We start from the raw sequence: 15,802 nt of genomic DNA, 5'->3' as shown, positions 1-15,802 counted from the left end.
GACAATGGGTGCATGGAAGACGTCATCGCCCAGGTGGGGCCCCGGCTCAAGCGGCTGCGGACCGAGCGCGGGGTCACGCTCTCCGCGCTGGCCGAGGCCACGGGGATCTCCAAGAGCACGCTGTCACGGCTGGAGTCCGGCCAGCGCCGGCCCAGCCTGGAGCTGCTGCTGCCGATCGCCCAGGCCCACCAGGTCCCGCTGGACGAACTGGTCGGCGCGCCGGAGGTGGGCGACCCCCGGGTCAGGGTGGTGGCGCGCACCGTCAACGGGCGCACCGTGCTGCCGCTGACCCGCCAGCCCGGCGGGCTGCAGGCCTACAAGATGGTGATCCCCGCCGACCAGTGCGTCCCGGAACCGCGCACGCACGAGGGTTATGAGTGGATGTACGTGCTGTCGGGACGGCTGCGCCTCGTGCTGGCCGACCATGACATCGTGCTCGGCTCGGGGGAGGCGGCCGAGTTCGACACCCGGCTGCCGCACTGGTTCGGCAGCGCGGGCGACGGGCCGGTGGAGATCCTCAGCCTGTTCGGCCGTCAGGGGGAGCGCATGCACGTACGCGCCAAGCCCACCGGGGTCACACCTGAACGATCCGCACCCCGGACTCCGCGAACCGGGCGGTGAGGCCGGCGGGCGCGGTCGAGTCGGTCACCAGGACGTCGATCTGCGCCAGCGGGCAGATGCGGGAGAAGGCCCGCTTGCCCAGCTTCGACCCGTCCGCGACGATGATCACCTGGCGGGCCTTGGCGGCCATGAGCTGGTTGATGGCGGCCTCACCCTCGTTGTGCGCGCTGGCGCCGTGGTCCACGTCGAGGGCGTCGACACCGAGCACCGCCACGTCCAGCGCGATGCGCTCCAGCATGCCGGTGGCCACCGGGCCCACCAGCTCATACGACTGGGCGCGGGCCGAGCCACCGGTGGTGACCACGTGCAGGTGGGGGCGTACGACCAGCTCGTGGGCGATGTTCAGGGCGTTGGTCACCACGGTCAGGGCCGGGCCGCGCTGGTCGCCGCCGAGGTCGCGGGTGGCCAGGGCGCGCGCCACCTCCGTCGTGGTGGTGCCGCCGTTGAGCCCGACCGTCGAGCCCTCCGGCACCAGGGCGGCGGCGGCCGAGCCGATGCGCTGCTTCTCCGGCGCGTGCTGGGCGACCTTGTAGCGCAGCGGCAGGTCGTAGGAGACACTGTGCGCGATCGCGCCGCCGCGGGTCCTGGTGAGCAGTTGCTGCGCGGCCAGCTCGTCGAAGTCGCGCCTGATCGTCGCGGTCGACACCTCGAGCTTCTCGGCGGTCTCGACGACGTCCAGCTGCCCGGCCTCGGCGACCATCTCCAGCAGGACGTTCCAGCGTTCGTACCGGTTCACCTGGCCAATCATGCAGTTAATGCGCGATATGTGCAAAGATATGCCGAAATGCTGAGCATCTCCTCTGTCCGGCTCCCGGTTTCGCCGCTCGGCCCGGAGAACCCGCTGCCGCCGCTCCACACGCTGACCGACCCGCGCGGCGGCCTCGAGACGACCGCGGCCGACGCCGAGATGGCCGCTCAGCTGGCCTATGGGCATGCCGGGTCGCTGCTGCCGTACACCTTCCAGGACGGCTACGGGCGTGAGCGGGCCGAGCGGGAGCTGAAGACGGCGGTGCTCGACAACGGCGTGCTGCGCGCGGAGTTCCTCCTGGAGTACGGCGGGCGGCTGCGCTCCCTGATCCACCAGCCGACCGGCCGCGAACTGCTGCACCGGCCGCCGCACCTGCAACTGGCCAACCTCGGCCTGCGCAACGCCTGGTTCGCCGGGGGAGTGGAGTGGAACCTCGGCACGTTCGGCCACACCGCGCTGGCCTGCGCGCCCCTGCACGCGGCCCGCGTGACCAGGCCGGACGGCGTGCCGGTGCTGCGCATGTACGAGTGGGAGCGGCTGCGGCGCCTGGTCTACCAGATCGACGCCTGCCTGCCGCCCGGCTCGCCCGTGCTGCTCGTGCACGTGCGCGTGTACAACCCGTTCCCCGTGGACGCGCCGGTCTACTGGTGGTCGAACGCCGCCGTACCGCAGACCCCGGGCACGCGCGTGCTCGCCCCCGCGAGCCGGGCCTACCACTTCTCCTACGACGGCCGGCTGCGCCGCGTGCCGGTGCCCCGCTGGCAGGACTCCGACCAGTCCTACCCGGGCCGCAACGAGCAGGCCGCCGACTTCTTCTACGAACTGCCCGACGGCGAGCGCCGCTGGATCGCCGCCGTCGACGAGTCCGGCACCGGGCTGGCGCAGGTGTCCACCGATCTGCTGCGCGGGCGCAAGCACTTCCGCTGGGGCGCCAGCCCCGCCGGGCGCAACTGGCAGGACTGGCTGTCCGGCCCCGACCGCCCCTACCTGGAGATCCAGGCCGGCCTGGCGCGCACGCAGCTCGAACACGTCCGCCTCGCGCCCCGCTCGGCCTTTTCCTGGACAGAGGCCTACGGGCCGGCCGAGGTCGAGGACGCGCACGGTGAGTGGGCGCAGGCCACCGTCCGCGCGGGCGAGGCGGTCGAGCGGCTGATCCCCCGCGACCGGCTGGCGTCCGAGCACGAGCAGGCGGTACGGCTGGCGGCAGCCGTACCGGAGGAGACGCTGCACGTCGGCAGCGGATGGGGCGCGCTCGAACGCCGGGCCCTCGCCAAGCGGCGCAGCAGGGCGCTGAACCTGCCCGCCACGCCGTTCGCCGACACCACGATCGGCCGCGACCAGCAGTCGTGGCTCTCGCTGGTGCGCAAGGGCTCCATCCCGACTCCGGCCCCGGCGCTGCCGCCCTCGTCCTACACTGTCGGGCCCGAGTGGCGGGCGCTGCTCGAGGCGGCGGAGCCGACCTGGTTCACCCGGTTCCACCTGGGCGTGAACCTCTACCACGACGGCGACCACGACGGTGCGCGCGCCGCCTGGGAGGCGTCGCTGGAGTGCGCGCCCAACGCGTGGGCGCTGCGCAACCTGGCCGTCCTGGAGCCGGAGCCGGGCGCGGCGGCCGAGCTCTACCTGAAGGCGCACGCGCTCTCGCCGCGCCTGCGCCCGCTGACCATCGAGACGCTCTCCGCGCTGCTGGCCGGCGGCCGCCCCGCCGACGCGCTCGCGCTGATCGACAAGCTCGGCCCGGCCGACCGCTGGCACGGGCGCATCCGGCTGCTGGAGTGCCGGGCCGCCCTGGACGGCGGTGACCGGGCCAGGGCCAGGCGCATCCTCGACACCGGCCTGGTCGTCGACGACCTGCGCGAGGGCGAGGACTCGCTCGACGCCCTGTGGTGGGACTACCACGGGCAGCCGCACACGCACGCCTCGCGCCTGCCGTGCCGCTACGACTACAGCGTCAAGCAGTACTGACCGCCGCCTCCTGAGGTCTTTCAGCACCTCCAGTGCAGCTTTTCTCGCACTCCTTGCAGGAATGTGCATCTTTGTGCGCAAAAATCGTCGCTTAGTGCACGATGTGATCAAAGCGTTGCATGTACTGCCTTGTTTGGCGCTTTAAGCCGGTTTTAGGGTGCCGCCACAGGTAATCGCGAAAGGTGAACCGATATGCGCGCACCCAAGGTCCTGGCGGCCGGTGTCGTGGCCGTCCTGGCGCTCACCGCCTGCGGCGGCGGCGACAAGGGCTCCACCGAGGAGAAGGGCGGCCAGTTCACCTACTGGTCGATGTGGAAGGAGAACGAGCCGCAGGCCAAGGTCATCAAGGCCGCGATCGACAAGTTCCAGGCGGAGACCGGCACCAAGGTCACGGTCGAGTGGCAGGGCCGCGACATCCGCACCAAGATCGGCCCGGCGATCGCCGCGAACAAGGCGCCCGACCTGGTCGAGAACGGCTTCGACGTGATCAGCTCGCTGCTCGCCTCGACCGGCCAGGCCAGGGACCTCACCCCCGTCTACGACAGCGAGGTGCCCGGCGAGGGCAAGAAGGTCTCCGACGTCATCCCCGCCAAGTACCTGGACGCGATGCCGAAGGACCCCGACGGCGTCACCCGCTGGATCGTCCCCTACGTACTCAACTCGGCCATGTTCTACTACAACAAGGCCGACGCCGACCTGGCCAAGACCCCCGCCACCTGGGACGACTTCGTCAAGCTCTGCGAGACGCTCAAGGCGAAGGACAAGGCGTGCGTCGCCTCCGACGGCGACAACACCTGGACCAACTTCCTGTTCATGGACTACCTGCTGGTCCGCGACAACGGCGCCGGCACCATGGGCAAGATCGTCAACGACAAGACCGGCGCCGCCTGGGACCAGCCGGGCGTGCTGAAGTCGGCCGAGCGGATCGAGGCGTTCGTCAAGGCGGGCCACATCCTCAAGGGCTACGACGCCAGCAAGTACCCCGCCCAGCAGACCAACTGGGCGAGCGGCAAGGCCGCCTTCCACCTCGACGGCACATGGGTGCCCAGCGAGGCGCAGAAGAACCTGGCGAGCGGCTTCAAGGTCGGCGAGTTCGCGGTGCCCACCACCGCCGGGGGCGCCAACACCGAACTCGACATCATCCCCCTCGGCTTCGCCATCCCCAAGCGCGCCAAGAACCCCGAGCCCGCCCAGAAGTTCATCGCCTACTTCCTGAAGAAGGACAACATCTCCGGCATCTCGACGGAGGCGAAGAACATCACTCCGCGCGCCGACGTGCCCGCCCCCGAGGAACTGCTCGACGCGCAGAAGCTGCTCACCGACAGCCCCAGCCGCCTGCCCATCGACGGCGTCTCCGGCGACTACCTCGACAAGGCGCTCTTCCCCGCCTTCAGCGAGCTGTGGCTGGGCAAGGCCACGGCCGAGCAGTTCATCGCCAAGGCCAAGGAGGGCCACCTCGCCTACTGGAAGGCCAACGGCTAGTGGCGGTCACCTCCATGGCCGCACCCCGGCGGGCCCGCGCGGCCCGCGGGGGCCCGCTGGAACGGCAGGCCAGCCGCATGTTCTGGCCGTTCGTCGGCCCGGCGCTGGCTTTCTACGCCCTGCTGTTCCTGGCCCCGATCGCCTATGCCGCCTGGACGAGCCTGTACAAGTGGGACGGCATGGGCGCCATGCAGTGGCGCGGCCTGGGCAACTACCAGACGCTGCTGGACGACCAGGCCTTCCACCACTCGGTGACCAACACCGTGAAGATCCTGGTCGTGGGCGGTGTCGCCACCTTCGCGATCAGCTTCCTGCTCACGCTGGCGCTGCGCGAGATGGCCGGCAAGATGTTCGCCCGCTCGGTGCTCTTCTTCCCGTGCCTGGTCAACGCGCTGGTCTTCGGGATCGCGGCCGGGTTCCTGTTCGGGCCGACCGGGCCGGTCAACAAGATGCTGAACCTGCTCGGCATCGACGCGGTGCCGAAATGGCTGTCGATCGACAACCTGCCCGCGATGATCATCGCCACCATCGTGTGGACGGCCACCGGCTACTACACCACGATCATCATGGCCGCCGTCGACCAGATCCCGACCTACCTGTACGAGGCGGCCGAGCTCGAAGGCGCCAACGCCTGGCAGCGTTTCCGGCACATCACGCTGCCGCTGTCGTGGGAGGTCGTCAGCGTCTGCGCGGTGCTCTGGACGGTCAGCTCGGTGAAGGTCTTCGAGATCGTGCTGCTGTTCGGCGGCGGCGCCACCGTCAGCAACGCGCCCATCCAGACCTGGACCACGGCCATGTACGTGTACTACTCCGCCTTCCCCGCCAGCTCGGTACCCAAGCTGGGCCTGGCCGCCGCGGCCGCCGTCGTCAGCCTGATCATGGTCGGCGTGTTCGTGCTGATCCTGCGGCGGATGATGCGCAGGGAGCGGGTGTCGCTGTGAGGCGGATCGGACACACGATCGTCTGGCTCCTGGTCGTCGCCGACCTGGCGCTGCTGGCCTGGATCTTCGTCACCTCGCTGCGCGACACCCAGTCGATCTTCAACGAGCCGTTCGGGCTGCCGGTGCCCCCGCAGGGCGGCAACTGGGCCAAGGCCTGGGCCGACGGCGGCTTCAGCAGCGCCGCGATGAACAGCGTCGGGGTCGCCGCCGTCTCCTCGCTGATCGCCGTCGCGCTGGCCGCACCCGCCGCGTACGCGCTCGCGCGCCGCCGTACCAGGACCTCCAACGCGCTGACCATGACCTTCGCGCTCGGCCTCGGGGTGCCCGGGCAGGTGCTGCTGGTGCCGTTGTTCGTCGGGCTGGCCGCGGTCGAGCTGACCGACAGCTTCGTCGGGCTGACCGTCGTCTACATCGGCCTGGCCATGCCGTTCACCGTCTACCTGCTGACCGGATTCTTCGCCGGCATCCCCGTGGTGCTGGAGGAGGCGGCGGCCATCGACGGGGCCTCCGGGCTGCGCGCCTTCGTCAAGGTCGTGCTGCCGGTCGCGCGGGGCGGGCTGATCACCGCGTTCCTGCTGCAGTTCATCGGGGCGTGGAACGAGACGTTGTTCGCGATCGCGCTCATGACCAGCGACGACAAGATCACGCTGCCGGTGGCGCTGGTCAACTTCGTCGGCCTCCAGCAGTACGCCGGGCGCGACTGGGGGACCATGTTCGCCGGCATCTGCATCATCCTCGCCCCCATGGTCGCGCTGTTCTCGTGGCTGGGCACCCGCATCATCCAGGGCATGACCGTTGGCATCGGGAAATAGGGAGATATTTCGCGTGAAAGCTCTGCTTGTCGGTTTCGCGCTGGTCGGGCTCACCGCCACGCCCGCACTGGCCCAGCCCACCCCCAGCACCGCCGAACGCCCCAGCGCGACCGACCAAAGCCCAGGCACGCCCGCCGAAGGCCCCACCGCTGCCGAGCAGGGCCTCACCACCGCCGGGTTCGGCCATGGCCGTGCCGTTCACGTCGACTGCCAGTCGCGCAAGGCGCCCAAGGGCACGGTCGGCCGTCCGCTCAACGCCCTCGCCCAGGTCAACGCCCTCGCCCTGCGCCCCGGCGACCGCGTGTTGTTCAAGCGCGGCTCCACCTGCACCGGCGCCCTCGCCCCGCAGGGCTCGGGCCGGGCCGGTGCGCCGATCCGCGTCGACGCCTACGGCCGCGGCGCCAAGCCCCGCATCCAGGGCGGCGGCACCGACGACGCGGTCAAGCTGCACAACCAGCAGCACTGGGAGATCGCCAACCTCGACGTCGCCAACACCGGCGCCACCGCGGGCAAGCGCCGCGGCGTGCGCGTCAGCGCCCGCGACGCCGGTACCCTCCGGCACATCGTGCTGCGCGACCTCGACGTGCACGACGTCAACGGCGACGACTCCAAGGACGAGTACGGCTCGGCCGGCATCACCATGTGGGTCGAAGGCAACACCACCCCCACGCTCTTCGACGACGTCCTGATCACCGGCAACACGGTCAGGAGCGTCGACCGCTCCGGCATCTTCCTCTTCTCCACCTGGAACCTGTCCGGCTGGGGCCGGGAGCCGGGCAACCGCCACGTTCCGTGGACCGGCGTGAAGGTCGAGCGCAACACCGTGACCGACGTCGGCGGCGACGGCATCGTGCTGGGCAGCGTCACCGGCGCCGTGGCCGAGCACAACCGCGTGCACGGCTTCCAGCGCCGTTCCCAGGGCTACAGCGTCGGCCTCTGGACGCACAACTCCGACAACGTGGTCATCCAGTTCAACGAGGTCAGCGGCGGCGAGACCACCCGCGACGGCATGAGCTTCGACGTGGACGAGAACGGCTTCGGCACCGTCTTCCAGTACAACCGCAGCCACGACAACCAGGGCGGCTTCCTGCTGCTGTGCAACGCCGCCGGGAAGATCAAGGACGCGGTCGTCCGGTACAACCTCAGCGTCGACGACCACTTCCGCGGGGTCGAGAACTGCGGCGGCGGCATCGAGAGCGCCGCGATCTACAACAACACGTTCGTGATCGGCGACGGCGTCACCCAGACCGTCATCAACGAGAACAACGCCAACCCGCGCAATGTCCTGTTCGCCAACAACATCGTCGTGACCAGGGGCACCGGCAAGGCCATGTTCAACCTGCGCTCCGGCGGATACAAGCTGGAGAACAACCTCCTGAACGGCGTGGCCGTACCGGACGGCGCGATCGGCACCGTCACCGGCGACCCGCTCCTGACCGGCGAGGGCAAGCTCCTTCAGGGCTCGCCCGCGCTCCAGAAGGGCCGGGAGATCGCGGCCAACGGCGGCCGCGACCACTTCGGCAACCCGGTCACCTGCACGCCCGACATCGGCATGCACCAGCTCACGACCTGCAACTGACGATCCACCCACTCGGGGACCTCCACATGACCAGCACTCTGCGCGGCGGCACGCTGCGCCTGCCCGCGACCGAGCCGCCCCGGCACGGCCCGCTGCCGATCCTGCACGGAACCCGGGTCAGGCCCGGAATCACCGGCGCCGATCCCGAGATGACCGCGCAGATCGGTTACGGCCAGCCGTACTCGCTGCTGCCGTACACGCCGCAGGACGGCTACTCACGCACCCGCGGCGAGCGCGAGCTGCCCGTGGTGGTCCTCGAGAACTCCCAGCTCACCGCCACCTTCCTGCCCGGGTACGGCGGCCGCCTGTGGTCGCTGGAACACCGCCCCAGCGGCCGGGAACTGCTGCACCGCAACCCCATCCTCCAGCCCGCCAACCTGGCCCTGCGCGACGCCTGGCTGGCCGGTGGCGTCGAGTGGAACCTCGGCGCCACCGGCCACTGGCCCCTGACCTGCTCGCCTCTCCACGCCGTCCGTCTGACCAGGGCGGACGGGACGCCGATGCTGCGGCTGTACGAATTCGAGCGGATGCGCCGCCTGCTGCTGCAGATCGACGCGTGGCTGCCGGAGGACTCCCCGGTGCTGTTCGTCCGGGTCACCATCCGCAACCCGGCGCCCGCCGAGGCGCCGGTCTACTGGTGGTCCAACATCGCCGTCCCCGAGGGGCCCGGCGTGCGCGTGGTGGCGCCCGCGGACCGGGCCCACCACTTCGACTACACGGCCGAGCTGCGCGTGGTCGGCTTCCCGGTGCTGGACGGCATCGACCGCAGCTACACCGACGAGGTGCCGCGCTCCGCCGACTACTTCTTCGAGATCCCCCGGGCCGAGCGGCGCTGGATCGCCGCCCTCGACACCGGGGGCCGGGGCCTGGTCCAGACCTCGACCGACCTGCTGCGCGGGCGCAAGCTGTTCCACTGGGGGACCGGTGCCGGCGGGCGGCGCTGGCAGGAGTGGCTGAGCGGGCCAGGGTCGCGCTATCTGGAGATCCAGGCGGGGCTGGCGCGTACCCAGCTGGAGCACGTGCCGATGCCGGGCAACACCTCGTGGTCCTGGGTGGAGGCGTACGGGCTGCTGGAAGCCGACCCCGACCGGGTGCACGGGTCGTGGGACGAGGCGCGTTCGGCGGTGTCGGAGGCGCTGGACCGGCTCGTGTCCCGGGAGACGCTGGAAGAGCAGGTCGAGGACGTCTCCGGGGAGGCGGTACGGCTGGCCCACGGGTCAGGGTGGGCCGCGCTGGAGGCCGCCGCCGGGGCGCTGCCCGAGCTGGACGGCCTGCCGTACGGGGAGGTGGGGGAGGAGCAGGCTCCTTGGGCGGAGCTGCTGGCGAGCGGGAGGCTGCCGGTCAGCGACCCGCCCACGGCGCCGGTGACCGGGCCGAGGTGGCGCGCGCTGCTGGAGGCGCACCCCGCCGACTGGCACGCCCGCTACCACCTGGGCCTGGCCCGCTACGCCGACGGCGACACCGAGGGCGCCCGCACGGCGTGGAAGGAGTCCCTGGCCCTGCGGCGCACCCCGTGGACGCTGCGCTGCCTGGCCGAGAGCCTGCGCCTGGAAACAGAAGCCGCGCCCCCCACGAAGGATGGCGTGCGACCCGCGACAGATGGTGTGCGACCCGCGACGGAGGAAGTGTGGTCCGTGACGGACGACGCGCGGTCGGAGGTGGCCGAGTTGCTGGCCGAGGCCTGCTCCCTGGCCCCGCACGTGCCGGAACTCGCCGTCGAGACCCTGCGCGCGCTGCTCGCCGCCGGACGCCCGGCCGCTGCGCTGGCCCTCGTCGACGCGCTCCCCGCGGAGCAGCGTTCCCGCGGCAGGATCCAGCTGATCGAGACGCAGGCCGCTCTGGACGCGGGCGACCTGGAACGTGCCGGGAACGTTCTCACCAGCGGCATCGAAGTGGACAACCTTCGCGAAGGTGAGATATCCCTGGACGCCGTCTGGTTCGCCTACCACGAGCGCCGCCTGTCCGGCACCGGCCCGGTCACGCCGGACCTCGCCCAACGGGCACGCCGGGAGAACCCGCTGCCCAGCCGTTACGACTTCAGGATGCAGGTGTCCGAATGAGATGGGGTATCGCCGCCACCGGCGGAATCGCGCAGACCGTCGGCAGGGTCATCGCCGCCGAACCGGGCATGCGCGTGTCCGCCGTGGGCTCGCGCTCGAAGCAACGCGCCGCCGTCCTGGCCCAGGAGCTGGAGGCGGAGCTCGTCTTCGGCTCCTACGCGGAGCTGTGCGCCGCCGACGAGGTGGACGCGGTCTTCGTCGCCACCCCGCACGCCCAGCATCTGGAGGTCGCCGCGGCGGCCATCGCCCACGGCAAGGCCGTGCTGTGCGAGAAGCCGCTCACCGCCCGCCTGGACGAGGCCGAGCGCATGGTCGCCCTCGCCCGCGAGGCCGGGGTGTTCCTGATGGAAGCGATGTGGATGCGGTTCAACCCGCTCATCCAGAAGATCGCCGCCGACGAGCGCTTCGGTGAGATCCGCGGGGTCCAGGCGGCCTTCGGCTTCCCGCAGCCCTACGACCCGGCCCACCGGCTCTGGGACCCGGCCCTGGGCGGCGGCGCCCTGCTCGACCTGGGCGTCTACCCGTTCGCGCTGGCCCAGTTGCTGCTCGGCACGCCGGAGGACATGCACGTGACCGGGTCGCTCGGCCCCTCCGGCGTGGACGCGGAGGCGGGCGTGCTGCTGGCCTACGGGGGCGGCCGCCGGGCGCTGCTGGACACCTCGCTGCTCAGCCCGCACCCCAACAGCGCCACGGTGATCGGCACCGAGATGCGCGCCGACATCCCTGCCGCCTTCTGGGCGCCCCGCCGTATCGTGCTGACCAGGCCGGGCGCCGAACCGGAAGAGCACGTGCTGGATCCGGAGGAGAACGGCTACCGCGGCGAGGTCCGCGAGGTCGCCCGCGCCGTGGCGGAGGGCCGCACCGAGAGCGCGGTCATGCCGCTGGACGACAGCCTCGCCGTCATGCGCCAGCTGGAGGAGGCCCGGCGCCGCCTCGGCGCCCGATGATCCCCTCGGCCACCCGCCGCAGCCTCGGCAGGAACGCGCGTACCTGGTCCGCGCGTTCCTCCGGCGACCCGATCCGCAGGTCGGCGAGCATCTCGTGGAAGCCGGGGGCGTCGCCGCCCAGGATGAGCAGGCTGCGCGCGTAGGTGACGGCGATCCAGAACATCGCCTCGCGGTGCAGCCCGCGCTCGATCAGCTCCCGGCTGCCGTCTACCGCGATATGCCTGGCCTGCGGGGAGATGTCCGAGGCGAAGGAGTACGGTGATCCCTCCACCCGGGCCGCCTGGTCGAACGCCCTGGTCATCGCCGCCAGGTGCCGCTCGACCCGGCCCGGGGGCAGGTGCTCGCTGCCCAGCAGCTCCAGCAGCCGCTCGTAGAGCGCGGCGCGGCCGTACGGCATGAGCATGATGCGCACCGCCGGATAGCGCAGCCGCACCGTCGGGTTGCGCAGCCCCGCCGTGAGCAGCACGTGCGTGGTGACGCCCGTCGCGAACAACAACCGCAGCACCTTCATCGGGTACGGCTGCGCCTCGTCCATGGCCGCCAGCCCCTTGAGTATGCCGCTCTCCGCGTGGTCGCAGCGTTCGCGCACCCAGCGCGGCTCGGCCCAGGCGGGTTCCACGGCGGACTGCAGCTCGCGCAGCCGCCCGGTGGGGTCGGCCAGCACGTTGTCGTCCTTGAACGCCCCGGCCAGGTGGTAGTCGCCGAGGATCGCCGCGGCCGACGGAATCCGCTCCCACGTGAGGTAGGTGGCCTCCAGCAGGGCGCCCTCGAAGCGGAACTTGCCGAGCTTGCGCCGCTCCTCGGCGGCGAGGACGAAGACGTCCACGTCCGAGGCGGGCGGCAGGTCGTCGTCGCGGGCGAGCCAGGTCGCCGACCCGCTGAGGAACGCTCCCTCGCACTCGATCCCCGCCACCCAGCGCGCCGCCGCCTGGCGCGCTTCTTGCACGTTCACGCGTGTTTCCTATTCGTCCAGGGACCGGGCACTCTACCGATTCGGCGGGGTTTGGGGGAGAGTTTCGGACGCCTGGATACGCGAGGGGCCGGTGTGGCGTTCCACACCGGCCCCGGCGAAGATCAGCCCGCCTTGGCGATCGACTCCTCGAACTCCTTGCGGATCTTGTCGCCGCCGCCGCTCTTCCACTCCTCGACGACCGACTTGAAGTCCGTCAGCGGCCGGCGGCCGGTGACGGCGTCCTCGATGTACTCGTAGACCTTCGAGGTGAGCGACTGGCCCTTGTCGATGTTGGTCTCGGAGTAGTGGCCGAGGATCGGGCTCGGCTGGGAGATCTCCAGCAACTGCTGCTGGGCGGTGTGGATGGCCTTGGTGGTCTCGTCCATGCCCGGGTAGTAGAGGAACTCGGGCGACTGGGTCATGAACTTCAGCTGGTTGCTGAAGGCCAGCTGGGTCTCGCCCTCCTTGGTCTTGACCGGCGCGCCCTTCTCCATCTTGTGCTGGGTGCCGGCGACGCCGTAGTTGAGGAAGAACCACTCCTCGCTGCCGAACGGCGCGGCCAGGTAGTCCAGCACCTTGAGCAGCATCTTGGTCTTCTTCTCGTCGTTCTTGTTGCTGATGCCGGTGAAGCCGACCGAGCCCCTGGCCAGGTTGTGCACGCCCTTGCCGCCGTCATGGCCGAAGGGGACGAACGTGGTCATCTCCCAGGCGGTGCCGTAACCCGGCTGGTTGGGGACGCCGACCCAGCCCGCGCCCGACAGGACCTGCGCCGCGACCGTGCCCTGCGCGACCTTCGACGCGATGTCGGTGATCTTCGGGTCCGGGTAGAAGACGCCGGCCTGGAACGCCTTGATCGCCATCTCGATGGCCGAGACGTACTCCTGCGTCTCGAACATGTGGGTGAGCTTTCCGCCCTCCAGCTTCCACGTGTTGACGCCGCGGAAGATCTGGTTGAACTGGGCGACGGCGTTGACGTAGGCGGGCTCCAGCGCCCAGCGTCCGGCCTTGGCGTCGGTGAGCTGCTTGAACTTCTCGATCAGCTCGTCGGGGCTCTTGGCGGTGAAGCCGTCGACGGAGTCCCAGGACTTCTTGTTGCCGGCGTAGACCTGGCCGAAGAAGCTGTAGGGCACCGGGACGCCCCAGATCTTGCCGTTCATGACGGCGGCCTGCCAGGTCATCTCCTGGAAGTTGGCCAGGTTCGGGTACTCCTTGACCGCGTCACCCGAGACGAACGGCGTCAGGTCGACGAACTTCGCCTCCGCGAGCTGGGCGATCTTGGTGAGACCCTGGTTCGGAGCCACCCACATGAAGTCCTTGATGTCGCCGCCCGCGACGATCGTGTTGAACTTCGTCGGGTAGCCCTCGTCGTTGCCGGTGTCGAGCTGGAAGGTCACCCCGAGGCGCTTGTTGACCTCCTGCCAGAAGGCGTTGCCGCTCATCTGGGGCACGATCGGGCCGTCGTAGTAGGTCAGGCCGGTGATCGTGGAGCCGTCGCCGGGGACCGCCTTGACCGACTTCACCGGGCTCGCGGGGAACTTCAGGAAGCCCGGGTCCAGGCCCTGGGCGTTGCCGGGCAGGTCGGGGGTCGGGCCCGCGAACGGCACGTACGTGGGCATCTTCAGCGAGCCGCCCGCGGCCCCGGCCTTGGAGCCCGCAGTGCCGCCGCCCGAGGTGGAGCAGCCGGTGACCGCGACGGCCGCGGTCAGCCCGGCCAGGCCCAGGAAGGAACGCCGGTTGAGGTTCATGTGCAGGCTCCTTTTAGCCCTTGATGGCGCCCGTGAGGACGCCCTTGACGAAGTACTTCTGGAGGAAGGGGTAGACGCAGACGATGGGGGCCACGGCACAGACCAGGACCGCCATCTTGATCGCCTGACCTGGAGGCAGGTGGGCGATGCCGAGGTCACCGGCGTTCATCTCGCCGGCCTCGATGATGTAGGAGCGCAGGATCATCTGCAGCGGATATTTGTCCGACTGGACGTAGAGCATCGCGTTGAAGAAGGCGTTCCAGTAGCTGACGGCGTAGAAGAGGCCGACGACCGCCAGCACCGCCTTCGACAGCGGGAGGATCACCCTGCGCAGGATCGTCATGTCGGTGGCGCCGTCCATGCGGGCGGCGTCGAGCAGTTCGTTGGGCACGTTCATGAAGAACTGCCTGACCACGATCACGTTGAAGGCGTTGAGCAGCACCGGAAGGACCAGCGCGGCGTAGGTGTCGAGCATGCCGAGCTGCTTGACCATGAGGAAGCTAGGGATGATTCCCGGTGCGAAAAGGAACGTTCCCAGCATCATCAGCACGATCCAGCGGCTGCCGAGTGAGCCGGGGCGGCTGGTCCCATAGGCGATCATGATGGTGGCGAGCATGCTCAGCGCGGTGCCGATCACCGTGACGCCGACCGTCACGAGCGCGGCTTTGGTCACCACGCCGCCCGACATCAGGACCTGGTAGGCCTCCAGCGTCGGCTCCGACGGGATGAGCACCCAGCCGCCGGCCGCGCGCAGTTCGTCGGCGCCGGCCAGGCTGGTGCCGACGGCGAGCACGAACGGGTAGAGCACGAGCACGCAGATGATCGTGAGCGCGATGCCCTTGGTGGCGCGGCCGAGGACCGTGGGCTTCTCCATCCACGGCGGCATCGGGGGCAGCGCGAACGGATTCCTCATCGGTTGTAGACCCCCTGCTCTCCGAGCCGGTGTGCGAGTTTGTTGGCCGCGAGCATCAGCGCGGCGCCGATGATGCCCTTCATCAGGCCGGCGGCGGTGCTGATCCCCCAGTTGCCGTCGATCACGCCGTTGTAGAAGACGTAGGTGTCGATCACCTCAGAGGCGTTGGCCCCGACGAATTTTCGTTGCAACAGGATCTGCTCGAAGCCGACCGAGAGGATGTCGCCCAGTCGCAGGATGAACAGCATGATCAGCACGGGACGGATGCCGGGCAGCGTCACGTGCCACAACCTGCGCCACTTGCCGCCGCCGTCCACGGCCGCCGCCTCGTAGAGGTTCTGGTCCACGGCGACCAGGGCGGCCAGGAACATGATCGTGCCCCATCCACAGTCCTTCCAGATGACCTGGCTGGTCATCAGCAGGGAGAACGTGTCGGGGTTGTTCATGATGTTCAAGATGCCGATGTCGTTCTGGCGCAGGAACATGTTGAGCGAGCCGGCGCCGCCGAAGACCTGCTGGAACATGGCCACGACGATGACCCACGACATGAAGTGCGGCAGGTAGACCACGGTCTGCACCAGGCGCTTGAGGCGGTTGCCGAGCATGCCGTGGAGCAGGAGCGCCAGCGCCAGCGGCGCGGGGAAGTACAGGAACAACTGGAGAAGAGTGATCTCCAGGGTGTTGCCGACCGCCTTCCAGAAGGCCTCGTCCGCCAGCATCGCGGTGAAGTTCTCGAACCCGACGAACGAGCTGCCGGTGAACCCCAGGAACGGCGCGTAATCCTGGAACGCCACGACGTTGCCGAGCAGCGGGATGTAGAAGAACAACACGAAGTACAGCGCGCCCGGCAAGGCGAGGAAGAACAGGGTCTTGTCCCTACGCCAGCGCCCGGCGCGCTTCCCGCTCGCCTCGCCCTCGGTACGGCGTTGCCCCTGTGGGGGGCGCACTGCCGACTCGACCGTCGTCACGTCTCACCTTCGTCCGGATTATTGGGGGATTGATCCGACATCGTGCGAGATGCCAACCGCCCTGGTCAA

Annotated in this window: 13 protein-coding genes; 8 read left to right on the top strand and 5 right to left on the bottom strand. The window is 69.9% G+C overall.

Annotated features, from left to right (window positions below; genetic code table 11):
- Nucleotides 1-12: 12 nt before the first annotated feature.
- Complete coding sequence (locus ACIBKY_RS14545) at nt 13-621, top strand: helix-turn-helix domain-containing protein (protein ID WP_397097133.1); 609 nt, start codon at nt 13-15, stop codon at nt 619-621.
- Here ACIBKY_RS14545 and ACIBKY_RS14540 read toward each other — a convergent pair.
- Complete coding sequence (locus ACIBKY_RS14540; RefSeq protein WP_397097132.1) at nt 575-1,357, bottom strand: DeoR/GlpR family DNA-binding transcription regulator; 783 nt, start codon at nt 1,355-1,357, stop codon at nt 575-577. The two genes, ACIBKY_RS14545 and ACIBKY_RS14540, sit on opposite strands and share 47 nt — an antisense overlap.
- Nucleotides 1,358-1,405: 48 nt before the next feature.
- Here ACIBKY_RS14540 and ACIBKY_RS14535 point away from each other — a divergent pair, with 48 nt between their 5' ends.
- The 7 genes from ACIBKY_RS14535 to ACIBKY_RS14505 all read left to right on the top strand — a co-directional run bounded on the left by ACIBKY_RS14535 (nt 1,406) and on the right by ACIBKY_RS14505 (nt 11,155).
- Nucleotides 1,406-3,334: a DUF5107 domain-containing protein gene (locus tag ACIBKY_RS14535; RefSeq protein ID WP_397097131.1), complete on the top strand. Its 1,929-nt coding sequence runs from the start codon at nt 1,406-1,408 to the stop codon at nt 3,332-3,334.
- A gap of 192 nt (nt 3,335-3,526) precedes the next feature.
- A complete protein-coding gene (locus tag ACIBKY_RS14530; RefSeq protein ID WP_397097130.1) occupies nt 3,527-4,816 on the top strand; it encodes an ABC transporter substrate-binding protein in 1,290 nt (429 codons plus the stop codon).
- 14 nt (nt 4,817-4,830) lie between these two features.
- Nucleotides 4,831-5,757 carry a carbohydrate ABC transporter permease gene (locus ACIBKY_RS14525; protein ID WP_397097129.1) on the top strand — a complete coding sequence of 309 codons (927 nt, stop codon included), beginning with the start codon at nt 4,831-4,833 and terminating at the stop codon, nt 5,755-5,757.
- Nucleotides 5,754-6,569 carry a carbohydrate ABC transporter permease gene (locus ACIBKY_RS14520; RefSeq protein WP_397097128.1) on the top strand — a complete coding sequence of 272 codons (816 nt, stop codon included), beginning with the start codon at nt 5,754-5,756 and terminating at the stop codon, nt 6,567-6,569. The genes ACIBKY_RS14525 and ACIBKY_RS14520 overlap by 4 nt, the downstream gene beginning before the upstream one ends.
- 13 nt (nt 6,570-6,582) lie before the next feature.
- Nucleotides 6,583-8,148 carry a right-handed parallel beta-helix repeat-containing protein gene (locus ACIBKY_RS14515; RefSeq protein WP_397097127.1) on the top strand — a complete coding sequence of 522 codons (1,566 nt, stop codon included), beginning with the start codon at nt 6,583-6,585 and terminating at the stop codon, nt 8,146-8,148.
- Between the two features lie 26 nt (nt 8,149-8,174).
- On the top strand, nt 8,175-10,208 hold the full coding sequence (locus ACIBKY_RS14510; protein ID WP_397097126.1) for a DUF5107 domain-containing protein: 2,034 nt from the start codon (nt 8,175-8,177) through the stop codon (nt 10,206-10,208).
- Entirely contained in the window at nt 10,205-11,155 is a 951-nt protein-coding gene (locus tag ACIBKY_RS14505; protein WP_397097125.1) for a Gfo/Idh/MocA family protein, read from the top strand. Before ACIBKY_RS14510 ends, ACIBKY_RS14505 begins: the two co-directional genes overlap by 4 nt.
- Here the strand turns inward: ACIBKY_RS14505 and ACIBKY_RS14500 are convergent.
- The 4 genes from ACIBKY_RS14500 to ACIBKY_RS14485 form a co-directional block, all read right to left on the bottom strand.
- On the bottom strand, nt 11,109-12,107 hold the full coding sequence (locus tag ACIBKY_RS14500) for a hypothetical protein (protein ID WP_397097124.1): 999 nt from the start codon (nt 12,105-12,107) through the stop codon (nt 11,109-11,111). The two genes, ACIBKY_RS14505 and ACIBKY_RS14500, sit on opposite strands and share 47 nt — an antisense overlap.
- 122 nt (nt 12,108-12,229) lie before the next feature.
- The gene (locus tag ACIBKY_RS14495; protein WP_397097123.1) at nt 12,230-13,852 is read right to left on the bottom strand and encodes a substrate-binding domain-containing protein; all 1,623 of its coding nucleotides are present in this window, start codon (nt 13,850-13,852) and stop codon (nt 12,230-12,232) included.
- Nucleotides 13,853-13,865: 13 nt separating this feature from the next.
- Nucleotides 13,866-14,765, bottom strand: a complete 900-nt coding sequence (locus ACIBKY_RS14490) for a carbohydrate ABC transporter permease (RefSeq protein WP_397097122.1) — start codon at nt 14,763-14,765, stop codon at nt 13,866-13,868.
- Nucleotides 14,762-15,733 (bottom strand): ABC transporter permease, encoded by a 972-nt coding sequence (locus tag ACIBKY_RS14485; protein ID WP_397097121.1) that lies wholly within the window; start codon nt 15,731-15,733, stop codon nt 14,762-14,764. Before ACIBKY_RS14485 ends, ACIBKY_RS14490 begins: the two co-directional genes overlap by 4 nt.
- Nucleotides 15,734-15,802: the final 69 nt, after the last annotated feature.

The organism is Nonomuraea sp. NPDC050394, assembly GCF_044459065.1.
Taxonomy (GTDB): domain Bacteria; phylum Actinomycetota; class Actinomycetes; order Streptosporangiales; family Streptosporangiaceae; genus Nonomuraea.
This window is presented reverse-complemented; position numbering and strand designations above follow the sequence as displayed.